This is a genomic window from Arenicella xantha, from assembly GCF_003315245.1.
GTDB lineage: Bacteria > Pseudomonadota > Gammaproteobacteria > Arenicellales > Arenicellaceae > Arenicella > Arenicella xantha.
Genome location: NZ_QNRT01000002.1, coordinates 902780 through 919641, shown reverse-complemented (window position 1 = coordinate 919641; position 16862 = coordinate 902780). Strand labels below are relative to the sequence as shown.

The following is a 16862-nucleotide window of genomic DNA, read 5'->3' as shown; positions in this document are numbered from 1 at the left end:
AATAAGAATAAGATTCTCATTGCAGCCACTTGTCGGCGGTACAGGATATAAAAATAAAATCACAGAGAGCGATTTAAATACTCATGAGCACCGTTTTAAACCCTTCTAGGCTGTTCCGAACGGCGACGCCTCAGCTCGCCCGTGTCACCTTACGCTCCACATTGGTGCTAGTTTGTTCATTAGTGACTTTTTCTAGCGGCGTTGCCACTGCGCAACGTACTGATCCGGTAGTGCCGGCTGCACAGCAAGGTGAACAGGGCGTTCGACTTAATTTACAAGACGTAGACATTCGGGTGCTGATTAATACAGTGGCCGAGGTGAGTGGCAAGAACTTTATTGTTGATCCGCGTGTAAAAGGTAAGGTGTCGGTCATATCCGGAGCGCCACTTGGACCAGACCAGCTGTACGATGTATTTTTGTCTATTCTTGAAGTTCACAACTTCGCTACTGTCGATTCTGGCAGCGTGATCAAAGTCTTACCGAGCAATGTTATAAAGCAACAGCCAACACCAACGCTGTTCACACCAACCACTGATACTAACGACGCCCAGATAACGCAAATAATCCAATTAGAATACGCCAGCGTGCAAGATTTGGTGCCGATTATTCGACCGCTGATTCCGCCGACGAGCCATTTTGCGCCGCATGTACCATCTAATAGTGTGGTGATTACTGATACTACCGCTAACATTCAGCGGGTATTGAAGATTATCAATCGCATTGATATTCCAGATAAGCGAGCAAATATTAGAGTAGTCAACCTTAATCATGCTAAAGCCAGTAACTTGGCAACCACGTTGACTCAGCTAATTACTTCCACCGCTGATCCTAAAGACTCCGCAGGCTCGGCTAAAGTGAGTATTCAGCCATTTGATACGATCAACTCATTAATTATTAGCGCGCCAGATGATCAGTTCGCTAAAGTTCAGGCGTTAATTGACCAGTTGGACATCGAGCGTGAAATTGAGGGCGATGTTAACGTTATTCGTTTGAAGCATGCAAAGGCTGAAGACTTGGCGTCTATTCTTAAGGACGTCACAGCAACTAAAGCGGATGGTGCGGTCAGCGAATTTACCGTGCAAGCCGATGAAGCGTCTAACTCATTGATCGTTAAAGCGTCCGGGACTCAATTGAGGACTGTTCAGTCAGTAGTGGCTGAGCTGGATAAACGTCGCGCGCAAGTCTACGTCGAAACAATTATTGCCGAAGTTTCGCTTGATCAGCAGGCTAAGCTTGGTATTAACTGGAACTTAGGGTCGCAAGAGACCACCAGCACGACCGTTGATGGCGATGGCAACTCGAGTTCATCGGTGTCGACCAGCCCGATTGGTATTATTGATCCGGCTCGTCCTGGCCAAACTATTGGTAATGCGACCACGGGGCAAAACTTTGCACTAGGTACTGCTGGTTACAATTACTCATTACTCGATTTTAGTAAGTATCAGTTAGATATTGTGCTGAACGCGATCCGCTCGGACTCCAACAGTGATGTACTTTCCACGCCAACTATTTTAACCCTCGACAATGAAGAGGCGGAAATCGTTATCGGTCAAGAAGTTCCGTTCGTTACCGGCACGTTTAATAGCGGTATCAATAGCTCGGTCAACCAAGGTGAGAATCAAAACTCGTCGCTTGGCACTGGGTTTCAAACAATCGAGCGTAAAGATGTCGGTATCAAACTCAAGATCAAGCCGCAAATCAATGATGGCGACACAATTCAGCTCGAAGTGTTGCAAGAAACATCGAGCTTAGTCACGCAAGCGGTAGCCGGTTCGTCTGACTTGATTACTAATCGACGTTCGATCGAAGCCGTGGTGCAGGTGGACGACGGTCAAGTGGTGGTGTTAGGTGGTCTGATTACTGAAAACGTGGTCGACACTGTTAACAAAGTTCCGTTCTTAGGGGATATTCCAATTCTTGGCGTGCTGTTCCGTAGCAAAGAGAAGAAGGTTGAGAAGCGTAACTTGATGGTGTTTTTAAAGCCTCGCATTATTCGTTCGCCGCATGAGTTAGCGAGTTACAGCAAGGTAAAGTACGACGAGGTCCGTCGTGATGGTCAAATATCTCGATTGAATTCATCTGATCTGCTGATTCCAGAAGCGGAACCACCAGTATTGGTTAAGTATGAAACCACTTTAGGTGATGGCCAGATTACAACGGAAAGTCGCTTAGAAGGTTTGCAAAGTGGTGAAATACGTAAACCTCTGAAATCGCGAATAAAAAATATTATCTTTGGTCGTAAGAAGAAACCAGTTGATCCTCCATACAGAGGGAATGATGCCGGTTTTGATCCGCAACCGAGTGACGCGGAGCTCGAACAAATTAAGATTGATGAGATGGTAGACGAGCTAGAGAGCACTTCGTCTGAGGCACCGATAAATGGATCGGATTAAGCGTTAGTGGTTATGAACGACACAGCGGTGAGCCCCGAAGCGAGCGACATAGAAGCGCAAGAAGTTGAGAATAGTGCCGCCCTAATTCCGTATGCGTATGCTAAAAAGCATAACGTTTTGGTGAATATGTCTGACGACGGTGTGGCACTTGTTACCTGCGTGCAGACGCCGAAATTGGCGGTGTTGTCTGAGTTGAAACGTCGTTTAAATGCGCGTTTAACACTTAACAAGGTAATTGCGTCAGAGTTTGATGTGCAACTGCGCTCGATTTATGACACTGGTGGTAGTCGCGCCACCAAGCTTATGGATGACATGGGCGATGATCTCGATTTAGAGCGCTTAGCGGAGGAAATGCCGCAGACTACCGATTTGCTTGAAGCCGATGACGATGCGCCGATTATTCGATTAATTAATGCGCTATTAACTCAGGCGATTCGAGAGAATGCGTCGGATATTCACTTGGAAGCATTTGAAGAATCATCGGTAGTGCGTTTTCGAGTCGATGGTGTGTTACGCGATATCTTGAGTCCAAGACGTGAAATGCATAGTGCTCTGGTGTCGCGAATCAAGGTTATGTCTAAGCTAGATATCGCCGAAAAGCGGTTACCACAAGACGGTCGAATGTCGTTGCGCGTAGCCGAACATCCAGTGGATGTGCGGGTTTCAACCCTGCCGACACAACATGGTGAGCGTGTGGTGTTGCGGCTTTTGGATAAGCAAAGTGCTCGATTAGACCTTGAAAAACTCGGCATGCCAAAGGACATTTTACTGACCTTTGAAGACCTAATTCGCAAGCCGAATGGAATTTTATTAGTCACTGGGCCAACCGGTTCGGGTAAGACGACTACTCTTTATTCTGGGCTACACCGGTTAGATCGCAAGCGCTTAAATATATTAACGGTTGAAGACCCGGTTGAATATGACCTCGACGGGGTCGGTCAGACCCAAATGAATTCCAAGATCGGCCTCACCTTTGCTGGTGGTTTGCGTTCGATCTTACGACAAGATCCTGACGTCGTACTGGTCGGTGAGATTCGTGACTTAGAAACCGCTGAGATTTCCGTGCAGGCTAGTTTAACCGGTCACTTGGTGCTTTCGACTTTGCACACGAATACGGCGGTTGGTGCGGTGACGCGTTTGGTTGATATGGGCGTTGAGCCATTTTTGATTGCCTCGAGTCTGGTTGGAGTCTTAGCTCAGCGCTTAGTCCGACGCCTCTGCCCCGATTGTAAGCAACCGCACGAACCGGATTCGGCTGAATGTGAGCTATTGGGTATTGATGATTCGACTCAAGGAGTAACTTTATTTAAACCGCAAGGTTGCCCAAAATGTGAGCAAATTGGTTATCGTGGACGTTTGGGTATTTACGAGTTGGTGGAAATGAATGAAGGCATGCGGCGTCTGATTCACGACCAAGCATCCGAAGATATTCTCAGCAAGCACGCACGGAAAACCTCTCGGAGTTTGATGCATAACGGTTTTGATCGCGTCCTCCAAGGTGAAACGACGGTGGATGAAGTTTTTCGAGTAACCCAATCCTAGCGGATTATTAGTATGGCGACCTTTGAATACCAAGCGTTAAACGCGAAAGGAAAAACGGTTAAAGGGGTAACCTCGGGCGATCATGCCAAGCAGGTTAGAAGTGAGCTGCGCGCGCAGGGTTTGATTCCACTTGACGTTAAGTCGATTTCCGAAAGCGCGGCCAGCAAGTCAGACAAAAAAGGAAAACCGTCGCGACGTACAAAAATCAGCGTTAATGATCTGTCTATACTGACTCGTCAGATGGCCACTTTGTTAGAATCTGGTATGACGGTTGAAGAAACGCTCAGTGCGGTGATAAAGCAGTCTGAAGGCAATAAAATTAAAACAGTGATGAGTGATATTCGCTCAATGGTGACTGAAGGTTATTCGCTGTCTGATGCGATCGCGCATTACCCTAATAGTTTCCCCGAAATTTATCGCGCTTCAATTTCAGCTGGAGAGCAGTCTGGAACGATGGACAGCGTTCTCGAACGCTTAGCTGACTACCTCGAAGACACGCATGCGATGCAGCAAAAGGTTACCCAAGCGATTGTGTACCCAATCTTTTTATTCTTTGTTTGCTCGGCAATTTTGGTGGTGCTAATTGTAGTTGTGGTTCCCAAAATTGTTGGTGTGTATGAAGATACCAATCAAGAATTACCTGGCCTTACTAAGATCGTAATCAAGTTGTCAGAATTCATGGTGAATTACGGTGTTATGGTTGGTATTGGCATTGTGTTGTTGATTTTCGGATTACGGGCCTTGTTTCGTAAGGAAAAGCCGCGATTGTGGCTGCATCGTTTATATCTGAAAACCGCCGGCATCCGCAAAATGGTGCAGAATGTCGATTCGGCACGGATGTCGCGAACCTTGTCGATTATGGTGGGTTCGGGAGTGCCGATTTTGTCATCCATGCGCGCAAGCGAAGGCGTGATGACCAATCGTGTATTGCAGCTCGACTTGCAAAAAGCCACTGAGGAAGTCTCTCAAGGTGTGTCTATTGGGCGGGCGTTGGACCGTGGCGGTAATTTTCCACCGTTACTGGTGCACATGGTTACCAGTGGTGAGAATAGTGGTCGCTTGGGGCACATGTTGGAAAAAGCAGCCACTGCCACCGAAAATGAGATGCAAACTCGCATTACCATGATGGTAAGTTTACTCGGGCCGATGATGATCCTGGTGATGGGCTCGATGGTGCTGACGATTATTCTGGCGATACTAATGCCGATGTTTCAGTTAAATGAAATGATTAACTTTTAAACGATTTAAAGTGACACGCAAGGTGAGTCTTACAATGATGAAAATTAAACAAGGGGCAACTGGCGCTCGAGCTCAATCTGGTTTTACGCTGATTGAAATCATGGTGGTGGTTATTATTATTGGGCTATTGTCGGCGATGATTGTGCCAAACTTGTTCGGTCAACAACACAAAGCGTTTGTTATTAAAGCGAAGAACGATATCAGTAGTATATCGAGTCAGTTGAGTATGTACCGTTTAGATAACTTCCAGTATCCGACTACTTCCGAAGGTTTACAGGCGTTGGCAACTAATCCTGGCAAGAGCACTTGGAGTGGTCCTTATATGGAAAAGAATAAGTTGCCTAAAGATCCTTGGAAGAATGAATACCAATATGCGAACCCAGGCACGCATAACCCGAATGGCTTCGATTTGTGGAGCTTCGGTGCCGATGGTGTACCCGGTGGCGAAGGTAACGGTAAAGATATTGGCAACTGGGACGAAGAGTAATCTACGGAGCTAATTCTTCTAAACGATTAATATTTATAAATTGGTCGGCCATATCTGAGAAATCCACCTCGATCGTGCCGACTTTTTTGTGCCAGCGATGAACCGCTCGGCCGTTCGCGGTAAGGTAGTCACGTAGTTGCTGCCAATCTGGGCGACTAATCAAACAATGCAGCGATTGTTGTCGGGTTCCATCGTGCGCTACGGCGGATGCACAATCTGCTCCTGCCGCTAGGCTGTTTATAGTTTTAATCAGCCGCTGTGCTAACTCAACCGGTATATTGGGCGTGTCGCAGGGGCATACTAATAGCGCTTGCACTTCGGGCGAGGCTTGGTAATGCTCAATGGCTGATAACACACCGGCTAACGGCCCTTGATATTGGTTTGATTGACTATCTGTGACTACGTCGAAGCCAAGTGCTTGATACGCCGCAAGGTTGCGATTCGCCGATACCACTAGGTCATTAACTTGGGGGGCTACAATGTTGCAAACTGACTCCACTAAGCAGCGACCTTGATGTGTCTTTAAGCCTTTGTCGGCACCGGACATACGAGTCCCCGCGCCTCCCGCGAGAATAACCGCGGCTACCGACTCCTGATGCAAATTCATGCTTTGAGGTAACGCGTAATGGTGTCCGCCTCATGACTATAGAATTCAGTGGAGCTGGTAATTATAGGTTTAAGTATAAATCTACGCATTCGTATTCATCGGCTTGTTTGATCGAAATATTTTATAGTGCTGCGCAGACAACTATAACAATTCGAGGATGATGATGGCCCGTTTTATATTAATTTGCTTACTGTGCGTTAGCTCACAAGTTAGCGTAACGTCGCTAGGGCATGCTAGTGCCGACAAGTCGTATACCGTGAGGTCTCCGGATGGCAAGATCACCATGTACCTAAGTGATGCCGACGGACTGCTTCGCTACCACGTAGAGCGTGCTGGCGAAACGGTAATTCAGTCGTCTTTGCTGGGTATGCGCTTTGCCCACCACCATGGTTTTGATGAGCATCTAAAGATCACTGATAGTCATTCCTCGTCAAATAATACGCTATGGGAGCAACCTTGGGGCGAGCGGCGAGAAGTTCGCGATCATCACAACGAGTTACTATTGAATGTTGAACGCACCGACCATAAACAGCTAATTAATGTGCGTGCTCGAGTGTTTAATGACGGTATCGGTTTTCGTTATGAGCTACCGCAACAAGAGGGTCTGTCTGAGGTGGCGATTACCGAAGAGTTCACCGAATTCAATATGGATCAGAACGCTACGGCTTGGTGGATTCCCGCACGTAAGTGGAACCGTTATGAATATTTGTATCAAACTTCAACGGTGGATCAAATGGAGATGGTACATACGCCGGTTACTATGCGTTTGAGTAATGGACTACACGTTAGTTTGCATGAAGCAGCATTGGTTGACTATGCAGGAATGTCTATTGAGCATCGGCGTGGGCCGAACTTGGTTGCAAACCTAGCGCCGCGCTCAGATGGTGCACTGGTTAAGCGAACCTTGCCATTCCACTCTCCTTGGCGAACCATTCAAATAGCGCCAGACGCAGTAGGGCTGGTTAACTCAGACCTGATTTTGAACTTGAATGAGCCTAATAAAATGGGTGATGTGAGTTGGTTCAAACCCGGCAAATACATCGGTATCTGGTGGCAACAGCATATTATGGATCGCACCTGGGGCAACGACGGTATTCATGCCGCGACTACCGAGGCGACCATCGAGTATATGGACTTTGCCGCCGAGCATGGATTTGATGGTGTGCTGGTAGAGGGCTGGAATATCGGTTGGGACGGTGATTGGTATAACAACGGAGATGTGTTTAGTTTTACTGAAACTTATGATGATTTCGATATTGAAAAAGTCGCCGAACATGGGCGCAAGGTAGGGGTTCGGTTGATTGGTCATCATGAGACCTCAGGTAATACCACAAACTACGAAAAGCAAATTGATGAAGCGTTTGACCTCTACCAAAAGAATGACGTAGCAATCGTCAAAACCGGTTATGTGGCGGATGCCGGAAAGCTCAAACGTATTGATGAGAATGGCATCACGCGTTATGAGTTTCATGACAGTCAAGCGAATGTAAATCATCATCAGCGCGTTATTGAGAAGGCCGCTGAACACCAAATTGCGATCAATCCGCATGAACCGGTAAAAGATACTGGCCTGCGTCGAACCTACCCAAACTGGGTCAGTCGTGAAGGCGCTCGAGGTCAGGAATTTAACGCTTGGGGCGTGCCGCCAAACGGGCCGAATCATGTGTCGAATCTTGTGTTTACCCGAATGCTCTCTGGCCCAATGGATTACACCGCCGGTGCGTTCGATCTGCGGCCAAGTGAACGTCCGCCAATTACAGCGGAAATGGGGCGACATGATAAACGATCCCGTATAGAGCATACTCTGGCAAAAGAATTGTCGTTGTATGTGGCGATTTACTCACCGATTCAGATGGCTATGGACCTACCGGAAAATTATGCAGCCCGACTCGATGCTTTTCAGTTCATTAAAGACGTACCGGCGGATTGGGAGCAATCAATTGCCTTGTCTGGCGAAGTCGGCGAATTTCTGGTTATTGCTCGTCAGGACCGACATTCTGATGATTGGTATCTCAGTGCTCACACCAATGAGTCAGCGCGCACGGTAACGGCCGATTTGAGCTTCTTGGGGCAGGGGCGCTACCAAGCGCAGATATATCGCGATGGTGCACAAGCTGATTACGACACTAATCCGTATGATATCGTCATTGAGCAGCGCGATGTTACGGCCGCTGATACGCTTACATTTAAGCTTGGAAGAAGTGGTGGTGCAGCAGTTCGGTTCAAAAAGTTATAAGCCTAATTCTGGCGCTTTTACTTAGTCTGGCCACGGTGCAATGCAAAAACAGAATTCGAGTGCGCTTACCCGACTCGAATTCTCATGATGAGACAGTACTTTCTGCGGTAGTTGCTTGATTTTTAGGTGGTTTTGTCGCTAGATTATTGTTTGTGCTGCGTAGTAAATAGTCGGTGTTTCCTGTACTCTGCGCAGCACTAAACAGCTCGAGAGTTAATTCATGAATTTTGCCGACCTAGGCCTTTGTAAACCGTTGCTAGAAACGCTAGAAGCGTTGGGCTACGACACACCATCTCCGATTCAAGCTAAAGCCATACCGCACGTCTTAGCTGGCAAGGATGTGATGGCCGCCGCTCAAACTGGCACCGGTAAAACGGCGGGATTCACGTTGCCAGTTTTGCAGCGTCTGAGTGCCTCAACTAAGCCTAGCGGGAAAGGTAATCAAGTTCGAGCGTTGGTCTTAACGCCGACGCGAGAACTTGCGGCTCAAGTCGCGCAAAGTGTTGAAACTTATGGCGAAAAATTAAATACCAAGGCCGTTGTGGTATTTGGTGGTGTGAAGATTAACCCACAGATGCAACGCCTGCGTGGTGGTGCCGACGTGCTAATTGCAACACCAGGTCGCTTACTCGATTTGCATAATCAAAACGCCGTTCGTTTTGATAACCTCGAAGTTCTCATCCTTGACGAAGCTGACCGAATGCTGGATATGGGATTTATCCATGATATCCGTCGTATTATCAAGTTGATGCCGAAGAAGCGTCAAACCTTACTGTTCTCGGCCACGTTCTCGGCTGATATACGGGCGTTAGCGCAATCTATTGTTCACGAACCTGTAGAAGTCTCGGTTAGCCCGCCGAATAGCACCGTCGAGTTGGTAGAGCAAAGCCTGATTGCGGTGGAAAAGACCGATAAGACAATGGTTCTTACACGGCTTATTAAAGAGAATGATTGGTTTCAGGTGCTGGTATTCTCGCGCACTAAGCATGGTGCCAATCGATTAGTGAAGCAGTTGTTAGCAAAGGGCATTGAAGCATCCGCTATTCACGGCAATAAGAGTCAAGGCGCCAGAACTAAAGCATTGGCAGAGTTTAAGGCCAGCAAAATACGCGTGCTGGTTGCCACCGATATCGCCGCGCGCGGCATCGACATTGATCAATTACCGCACGTGGTTAACTTTGACTTGCCACAAGTGGCTGAAGACTACGTGCACCGCATCGGTCGTACTGGTCGGGCCGGCGCGAGTGGCGAAGCCGTATCATTAGTCGGTCACGATGAATTCAAGCTGCTGAAAGACATCGAACGTCTAATCAAAAAGCAAATACCTCGTGTTCAATTAGATGGCTACGAGCCACTCAACGATCTGCCTAATTCCAGCAGTGATTTCAGTGAACGTAAGCAAACTAAGTCGGCACCGAAACGTGGTGGTGGTAATGCACCGTCTGGCGGTAAGAAGCGTCGGTCAAATCGTGGCGGCGGCCCGAGTGCTGGCCCGCGTCCTGCACGCCCTGGTCGAAATGCCCGTCGCTCCAAAGCGAGTAAAAAAGTGACTAAACAGTCTGAGTCGGGCAACCGTTAAATAGTCTCGTTTAGCGACTGCTTAGTTCTGCCATGTTCGACCGCTTAAGCGCATTGCAACGGAGTCTGGTTGCTGCGTTTGCCGGATTCTTATTCTATGGCGCTTGGGCTTTTGCGATTAACTTTGCATATGGGCAGGCAAGCGCGCTCAAGGCGGCGGCTGTGCAGGGAAGCTATAGTTTCGTGCTAACGCTGTCGATGACATTGGTTCTCGAGGCGATCTTTAAATTCATGTCGCACTTCTTTAACCAGCGTTGGCTGATAGACTGGACTACCGTATTGGCTGGTTGTGCGCTAGTCTTTTCGGGCTCATGGATTGTTAATGTAATGGCTGGCACACCTGAAATATTTAAAACCGTCATTCTTGGATATGTTGTCGGTGGTTTTTATTGTGCGGTGTATGTGCGAGGCCTAGCGCGCGCTTCAAAGGGGGCACACGAATAGATTGGCGCTCGCCAATTGTCTGTTTTCTGGTATCCTGACCGCACCTTTTAACCTCCGAGAGATGCCTGTGAAACTATTAAAATCAGCCAGTCTTTTGCTAATGTCTGCAGCATTAACGGCGTGCGCGAGCACACCGTCCAAGCCCGACAACGCGGCTGTAGCCGTTTCGAAGCAAGCGGCGACACCTTTTGACTCTATCTACCAAATTCCAGCTGCGCCAGCCTATGTGATCCGTGGTGCAACTATATTGACTGGTGATGGAGAACAGCTCGATAACGCCACAATTAGCTTTGCTAACGGCAAGATCACCAGTATTGGCGAAGCCGACGATACGCCTGAAGGCACTGTTGTGATTGATGGTACTGGCCTTTGGGTAACGCCTGGCATTATTGATGTGCATTCACATATGGGGGTTTATCCTAATCCAGCGATTGACTCACACAGCGACGGAAACGAGATGGTCGCACCAGCGACCGCCAAAGTGTGGGCTGAGCACTCAGTGTGGCCGCAAGACCCTAATTTCGAAAAAGCACTAGCCGGTGGCGTAACCACTGCGCAAATTTTGCCTGGTTCAGCTAATCTGTTTGGCGGTCGCGGCGTGACGCTTAAAAATGTTCCGTCGATCACCATGATGGGTATGAAGTTCCCAGATGCGCCGCATTCGTTAAAGATGGCCTGTGGTGAGAACCCTAAGCGTGTTTATGGCGATAAAGGTGGCCCAGGTACGCGAATGGGCAATATGGCGGGTTATCGCTCGTCGTGGATTGCCGCTAAGACCTATGACAAAGCGTGGGACAGTTATGAGGCAAAGGTAGCTAAGGGCGATAAAACGGCCGAAGCACCGGAGCGTAATCTCGAAATGGAAACATTGCGAGGTGTGCTTGATGGCGACATCCGTATTCATAATCATTGTTATCGAGCCGATGAAATGGCGAACATGATTGAGCTATCTAAGGAGTTTGGTTATAAAATCACCGCATTCCATCATGCTGTAGAGGCGTATAAAGTTGCTCCTTTATTGGCTGAAAACGATATTTGTGCGGTGGTTTGGGCCGATTGGTGGGGGTTTAAGCAAGAGGCGTTCGATATGATTCGTGAGAATGCGGCGTTGCTGCATTATGCAAAGGCATGCACCATTATTCACTCTGACGATGAGATTCAAATTCAGCGGCTACCGCAGGAAGTCGGTAAAGTGATGAGTGCTGGGGCGCAAATTGGCATCGATATTACACGCGGCCAAGCAATCGCATGGTTAACCTCTAATTCTGCCAAATCGATTGGTTTAGAAGATCGTATTGGTAGTTTAAGAACCGGTATGAATGCCGATGTGGTGCTATGGAGTGGCGACCCGTTTAGTGTGTATACCAAGGCCGATAAAGTTTGGATTGATGGTGCTTTGCGCTATGACCGGTCTCGACCTGCGGATAACCATACCAGTGACTTCAACCTTGGCATTATTACCCCTTCGGAGGATCGACCATGAGAACTCAAATTATAAAATTAATGAGTGCAGCGGTAGGTCTGTGTGTATCGTTGAGCGCACCGGCGGCCGACTTAATGATCAAAAATGCTAAATTAGTCGATGGCATACAACGCACAGAAGCGATACAAGACATTATCGTTAAAGGCGACAAAATTGTTTCGATTGGAACAGATTTGCCGGTAGTTGACGGTTTTAGAGTTATTGACGCGGCTGGAAAACCGGTGACGCCAGGCTTGTTCAATGTTGATACACAAATCGGTCTGCAGGAAGTTGGAGCGGTGAGTTCATCGGTTGATTCCGCAACGACCCGGGACGACGTGACCGCGTCGTTGATGGTTGCCGATGCTTACAATGCAAGCTCTACAGCAATTCCATATAACCGTATGTTAGGAATTACGCATAGTATTATTCAGCCAAGCAACGGCATGGGATTGTTTGCTGGGTCTGCTGCCGTGGTAAAACTGACCGATACCAATGGGATTATTGAGTCACGTGCTGCCATGATCGTGGATCTAGCCAATGCGGGCAGTGAACTGGCTGGTGGTTCGAAGGCCGCAGCCATGGCAAAGCTGCGAGAGGCAATCGAGGATACTCGAGATTATGCGCGTAATAAGTCTAGTTATAATGCCGGAAATCGACGAAGTTATAGTTTGTCGCGGCATGACCTAGAAGCGCTAATCCCGGTTATTGAACGCAGAATGCCATTGCTTGTTCATATTGAGCGCGCCTCTGATATTGAACGAGTGTTGGCTTTTGCTGCTAAGCAGAAAATAACCTTGATTTTGTCGGGCGTAAGCGAAGGTTGGCGAGTGGCAGATAAAATCGCGGCGGCTGGAGTGCCGGTGATTTTTGACCCTATCAATAATTTACCGAGTTCTTATGAGACCTTAGGCGCTCGCTTAGATAACGCTAAGATCCTAAATGATGCCGGCGTGACACTCATGTTTACTGGTATGGGTTGGCAAACCACACATAACGCGTATTTGGTTCGACAATCGGCGGGCAATGCTGTAGCAAATGGTCTGCCATATGATGTGGCGATTCAAGCCATTACCTCGAACCCCGCTAAAATATTCGGTGTGCCTGAATATGGGCAGATCAAAGTCGGTAACAGCGCGAGCTTAGTTATTTGGTCCGGCGACCCATTAGAGGTCATGAGTAACCCAACTATGGTTATGATTGATGGGCAAGAATATGCCCTTGAGAGTCGAGCCACACGCTTGCGTGATCGCTATTTCGAGCGGCTTAAAGCTCGTCAGTAAGCCCCTAGCTCTTGGCCGATCAATAATTTTTCAGTGATCAGCTGAGCAAGCTAAGCAAATAAAAAGGCCATCCAATTCGGATGGCCTTTTTGCTTAGTGCTTACGTTACCGCAGCGACGAAGCTTGATTCGCCGCTGCAGTTAGCTCCTAATGGTTAGAAGTTATACGATACATCGATACCGTAAATTCGACCCTTTGCCAACGGTGCGAAACTTCCGCCTAATGGGAATGGGCCTAACAAGGTGGGTAGTTGTGTATCGCCACCGTGCTTGACTTCATCAGTTAGGTTCTTACCATAAAGACCAAACGTCCAGCGACCGTCGGCTGACATAAAGTCGATACCGGCATCTAGAATCGCTAGTTCATCGAGAACACCTAGGTTGTTGTCGGTGTAGGCTGATTCGTCGCGGAATGAGTAAGATATACGAGATACGGCACTACCCCATGACCCGACTTCGCTATCAAGTGTAAGACCTATACTGTAGGTTAACTTGGCTGCGCGCGGCAGATCAAGATCTCTATCTGCATCATTAATTACGTCATCACCATTTAGGTCAAACCGAACTTCGTCATAACTGGGATCGATATAACCGAGTGACGCATTCAAAATCAAATTATCACTTAATGGAAATAGTCCATCGATCTCAAGACCAGAGATGGTAGCATCAGCGGTGTTACGAATTACTTGAACAACACCGGAGATCGGATCGGCTAAGTTAATTTCGCGTTGCATATCATCGATTTGGTTATAAAAAACCGCACCGGTGATACGACCACCATTGTTGAGCTTAGTCTTGAAGCCAATTTCGAAATTATCGACTGTTTCCTCATCAAATGGACCAGGCCCAAAATTAACAGTGTCAATTGAGGTGTTTCGTAAGTTGTAACCACCAGAGCGGAATCCGCGAGTCCAGTGCGTGTAAGCCATGCTGGTATCGCTAACGTTGTAGGTTAAACCCACTTTCGGTGATAAGTTGCTCCAACTTTTTTCATCTATAAAATCAAATGGACAGGTACCGGCAACGACGCTACACGGTGCATTGACATTACGTGATAAGGACGCGATCTCGACAGATTTTTCTTCGTCGGTATAACGCAGTCCAGCGTTAAAAATAAGCTGGTCTGTTAGATCGTAATCGACTGATGCAAATAGACCTAAGGTTTCTACCGAGTAATTACCGCCGCCATCTTGTGATAGTGCGAAGAATCCAGGCGGCGCTAACACGCCCAACAGGCGACGCTGTTCGGTGTACTGCAGCTCGTTCTTAAAGTAGTAGGCGCCGGTGGTGATTTGCGTGCGGTCATTTAACTCGCCTGCGTAACGGATTTCATTACTAACCTGCTCAGTCTCCAACTCGTTCGGTGAGTGAAATAGACTGATCGGTGTGGCGTCGACATCGACTGCGCCTTGCGAGCTAGATTCGCGATAGCCGAATACATTGGTAATTCGACCATTCTCGGTGTCTAGTTCGATAGTGGTGCGGAAAAAATCAGATTTAGTGTCCAAAAAGCCCGTTTCATCAATTGATAAATCGAACGAGTCACGATCAAAATTAGCCGCTTCGTTTGAGATACCGCTGCCATTAATATGGTTCTGTGATGCAGGGCCGTCGCCTTCTGATTCGAAATAGTCGTAGATCGCGGTGATCGATAAGTTGTCGGTTGGCGTCCACACCACCATTGGGCGTATTGACACGGTGTCTTTCTTGCCGTGTACATCTTGCGTAAATTGGTTGAAAAAATAACCGTCGTCTTGATTTGTGTAGACAGATATTTTGGCAGCCAAGGTATCGCTCACTGGCCCGCCGACAGAACCCATAACGTAGGTGCTTGGTTTTTCACCACCGCCCTCGATGGAGGCTTTGAATTTTCCGCTCAAGCTGTCACTCGGACGTGCGGAATTAAGTAGCACGGCTCCACCGGTTACGTTTCGGCCAAATAATGTGCCTTGCGGACCGCGCAGAACTTCGATGCTTTCTAAATCAAAGACATCAAAGACAACACCAGCGTTAGTACCAAGGTAGACGCCATCGACAAAGGTCCCAACGGTTGGGTCGATGCTCGGAATCGAACTATTAATGCCTAAGCCACGGATTGAAAAGTTGGCAACCCCGCGTGACGTGCCGACATCGTCGAATGCGACATTGGGTAGGCCTACGGATAGGCTTTGAATGTCTCTAACTTTGAGTATATCGAGTTGCTCGGAGTTGAGTGCAGTAACTGCGATTGGAACGTCCAAAATTGACTCTTGACGCTTTCGTGCGGTGACCACAATCTCCTCTAATAGAGTCGATGACGCGCGAGGCTTAGTCTCTTGTGCGACGACGTTAGTGCTGCCCAACATAGCCGTGATAGCAACGGACAGGGCCGTCAATGAGGGCGCCCATACATGACGTTTTTTCATAAATCCTCCTTTGGATTAGTTTTCGTGTTCTGGCTTTTATTTTTTAATTCTTGCCAGTGTGTCAAGCATGTCTGATTCTGGCGCATTTTGCAAAGCGCAAGCAGACACTTTTTAGGGTAGTTGCTGGGTTGAAAAAGGGAGTGAATAACTAAGGCGAAATCTTTGCCTTGACGCATCGCTTGCACTTGTCCAGTTTCTGTATTACGCTCAAGTCTCTGATAGTCCAAGGAAATACCTGTGTTGGGAACACTAGAATTGGAGACAGGCTATTAGAATGTGGTGCTGCGTTGACTTCGTCCCCATGGCCGTCAATGTTGTGTGCCTGATTGCAAAACTAGAACAATGTTTGATTATTAGACCAACACAGGGGGACATTTATGTTTGATTTCGTAGGTAAGTTTTTTAAGGGGCGACCAGATAAAAAGCAACAGATTGCCGCCGCCAACCAGCGAGCGACCGCGCTTAAGCAAAAAGCTGCCAAGCAATCTAGGGGAATCGGGTTTGACGCTGGATTAATTGATAACTTAGAAAAAGACCACGAGCAGTTGGTTGAGATCTTTGGCAAAATTTGGAAAGATGGTTTCGAGGCCGGAAATTTCGAGGTTTTGACAACTAGTCTCAGTGAGTTTAAAACTCTATTTCAAAGCCACCTGTTGAAAGAAAACGTCAAATTCTATGCTTACCTAGAGCAATCGATGCGACAAGATCCCCACTCACTAAGTGTGGTGCGGGAATTTCGCCGTGACATGAATGATATTGCAAACGCGGTTATTAGCTTTTGCAGAAAATACGAACGACCGGAATACACTAAAGTTGCTAAGGAGTCGTTCAAGAAAGAATACCAAGGAATTGGTCAAGCCCTCGTCAGGCGAGTGCAACTCGAAGAGCGCGACTTATATTCATTGTACGCGCCAAGTTAGTAACCATACGTGGGGGCTGTAAACCCGCGCGGCGCTATCTCAATGACCGGCTGGCACGACCTATAAGGTGAATGTGTTCACAACAGTTGATCTAGCGATTTCTCGCTGCGCGGTTCACGGTGCCCAGACTCAATCAATATGCAGTTGAGGAGGCTCTTTGCGAATCAGATACTACCTAATCTAACCTAGGCAGAGGTCAGTAACGCCCTAGTGTGCGCCCCGTAATTTTATGGGTTGCCGCCGGTAGTGGCCTGGTTTGAGCTGTCA

At 47.8% G+C, this 16862-nt stretch carries 12 protein-coding genes; 10 read left to right on the top strand and 2 right to left on the bottom strand.

All coding sequences use genetic code 11. The features are described 5' to 3' along the window. Positions 1-83: 83 nt before the first annotated feature. Genes DFR28_RS09755 through gspG form a run of 4 tightly spaced genes read left to right on the top strand, consistent with a single transcriptional unit; the run spans position 84 to position 5661 of the window. The gene (locus DFR28_RS09755) at positions 84-2393 is read left to right on the top strand and encodes a secretin N-terminal domain-containing protein (RefSeq protein ID WP_113954134.1); all 2310 of its coding nucleotides are present in this window, start codon (positions 84-86) and stop codon (positions 2391-2393) included. A 12-nt stretch (positions 2394-2405) separates the two neighbouring features. Beyond that, complete coding sequence (gene gspE, locus DFR28_RS09750) at positions 2406-3935, top strand: type II secretion system ATPase GspE (RefSeq protein WP_113954133.1); 1530 nt, start codon at positions 2406-2408, stop codon at positions 3933-3935. A gap of 12 nt (positions 3936-3947) precedes the next feature. After that, positions 3948-5174: a type II secretion system inner membrane protein GspF gene (gene gspF / locus DFR28_RS09745; RefSeq protein WP_113954132.1), complete on the top strand. Its 1227-nt coding sequence runs from the start codon at positions 3948-3950 to the stop codon at positions 5172-5174. Between the two features lie 34 nt (positions 5175-5208). After that, entirely contained in the window at positions 5209-5661 is a 453-nt protein-coding gene (gspG, locus tag DFR28_RS09740) for a type II secretion system major pseudopilin GspG (RefSeq protein WP_245941748.1), read from the top strand. 1 nt (position 5662) lies between these two features. Here gspG and mobA read toward each other — a convergent pair whose 3' ends face one another. Next, entirely contained in the window at positions 5663-6268 is a 606-nt protein-coding gene (gene mobA / locus DFR28_RS09735; RefSeq protein ID WP_113954130.1) for a molybdenum cofactor guanylyltransferase MobA, read from the bottom strand. Between the two features lie 160 nt (positions 6269-6428). Between mobA and DFR28_RS09730 the strand changes: the two genes are divergently transcribed. From DFR28_RS09730 to DFR28_RS09710, 5 genes are all read left to right on the top strand, one after another. Beyond that, positions 6429-8504: a glycoside hydrolase family 97 protein gene (locus DFR28_RS09730; protein ID WP_425455479.1), complete on the top strand. Its 2076-nt coding sequence runs from the start codon at positions 6429-6431 to the stop codon at positions 8502-8504. A gap of 220 nt (positions 8505-8724) precedes the next feature. Continuing rightward, positions 8725-10083: a DEAD/DEAH box helicase gene (locus tag DFR28_RS09725; RefSeq protein WP_113954129.1), complete on the top strand. Its 1359-nt coding sequence runs from the start codon at positions 8725-8727 to the stop codon at positions 10081-10083. Between the two features lie 32 nt (positions 10084-10115). Continuing rightward, positions 10116-10526 carry a hypothetical protein gene (locus DFR28_RS09720; RefSeq protein ID WP_113954128.1) on the top strand — a complete coding sequence of 137 codons (411 nt, stop codon included), beginning with the start codon at positions 10116-10118 and terminating at the stop codon, positions 10524-10526. Between the two features lie 100 nt (positions 10527-10626). Next, entirely contained in the window at positions 10627-12009 is a 1383-nt protein-coding gene (locus DFR28_RS09715; RefSeq protein ID WP_113954561.1) for an amidohydrolase, read from the top strand. Continuing rightward, positions 12006-13271, top strand: a complete 1266-nt coding sequence (locus DFR28_RS09710) for an amidohydrolase family protein (RefSeq protein ID WP_113954127.1) — start codon at positions 12006-12008, stop codon at positions 13269-13271. The genes DFR28_RS09715 and DFR28_RS09710 overlap by 4 nt, the downstream gene beginning before the upstream one ends. A 154-nt stretch (positions 13272-13425) precedes the next feature. Here DFR28_RS09710 and DFR28_RS09705 read toward each other — a convergent pair whose 3' ends face one another. Then, a complete protein-coding gene (locus tag DFR28_RS09705) occupies positions 13426-15675 on the bottom strand; it encodes a TonB-dependent receptor (RefSeq protein ID WP_113954126.1) in 2250 nt (749 codons plus the stop codon). A gap of 377 nt (positions 15676-16052) precedes the next feature. Here DFR28_RS09705 and DFR28_RS09700 point away from each other — a divergent pair, with 377 nt between their 5' ends. After that, a complete protein-coding gene (locus DFR28_RS09700) occupies positions 16053-16595 on the top strand; it encodes a hemerythrin domain-containing protein (RefSeq protein WP_113954125.1) in 543 nt (180 codons plus the stop codon). Positions 16596-16862 lie beyond the last annotated feature (267 nt).

What these genes read in the sequence shown, in the direction of transcription:
- gspG (WP_245941748.1), top strand. Translation starts at nt 5,209, where the DNA reads ATGATGAAAATTAAACAAGGGGCAACTGGCGCTCGAGCTCAATCTGGT.
- DFR28_RS09705 (WP_113954126.1), bottom strand. Translation starts at nt 15,675, where the DNA reads ATGAAAAAACGTCATGTATGGGCGCCCTCATTGACGGCCCTGTCCGTT.
- gspE (WP_113954133.1), top strand. Translation starts at nt 2,406, where the DNA reads ATGAACGACACAGCGGTGAGCCCCGAAGCGAGCGACATAGAAGCGCAA.
- DFR28_RS09710 (WP_113954127.1), top strand. Translation starts at nt 12,006, where the DNA reads ATGAGAACTCAAATTATAAAATTAATGAGTGCAGCGGTAGGTCTGTGT.
- DFR28_RS09755 (WP_113954134.1), top strand. Translation starts at nt 84, where the DNA reads ATGAGCACCGTTTTAAACCCTTCTAGGCTGTTCCGAACGGCGACGCCT.
- DFR28_RS09730 (WP_425455479.1), top strand. Translation starts at nt 6,429, where the DNA reads ATGATGGCCCGTTTTATATTAATTTGCTTACTGTGCGTTAGCTCACAA.
- DFR28_RS09715 (WP_113954561.1), top strand. Translation starts at nt 10,627, where the DNA reads ATGTCTGCAGCATTAACGGCGTGCGCGAGCACACCGTCCAAGCCCGAC.
- DFR28_RS09720 (WP_113954128.1), top strand. Translation starts at nt 10,116, where the DNA reads ATGTTCGACCGCTTAAGCGCATTGCAACGGAGTCTGGTTGCTGCGTTT.
- mobA (WP_113954130.1), bottom strand. Translation starts at nt 6,268, where the DNA reads ATGAATTTGCATCAGGAGTCGGTAGCCGCGGTTATTCTCGCGGGAGGC.
- DFR28_RS09725 (WP_113954129.1), top strand. Translation starts at nt 8,725, where the DNA reads ATGAATTTTGCCGACCTAGGCCTTTGTAAACCGTTGCTAGAAACGCTA.
- gspF (WP_113954132.1), top strand. Translation starts at nt 3,948, where the DNA reads ATGGCGACCTTTGAATACCAAGCGTTAAACGCGAAAGGAAAAACGGTT.
- DFR28_RS09700 (WP_113954125.1), top strand. Translation starts at nt 16,053, where the DNA reads ATGTTTGATTTCGTAGGTAAGTTTTTTAAGGGGCGACCAGATAAAAAG.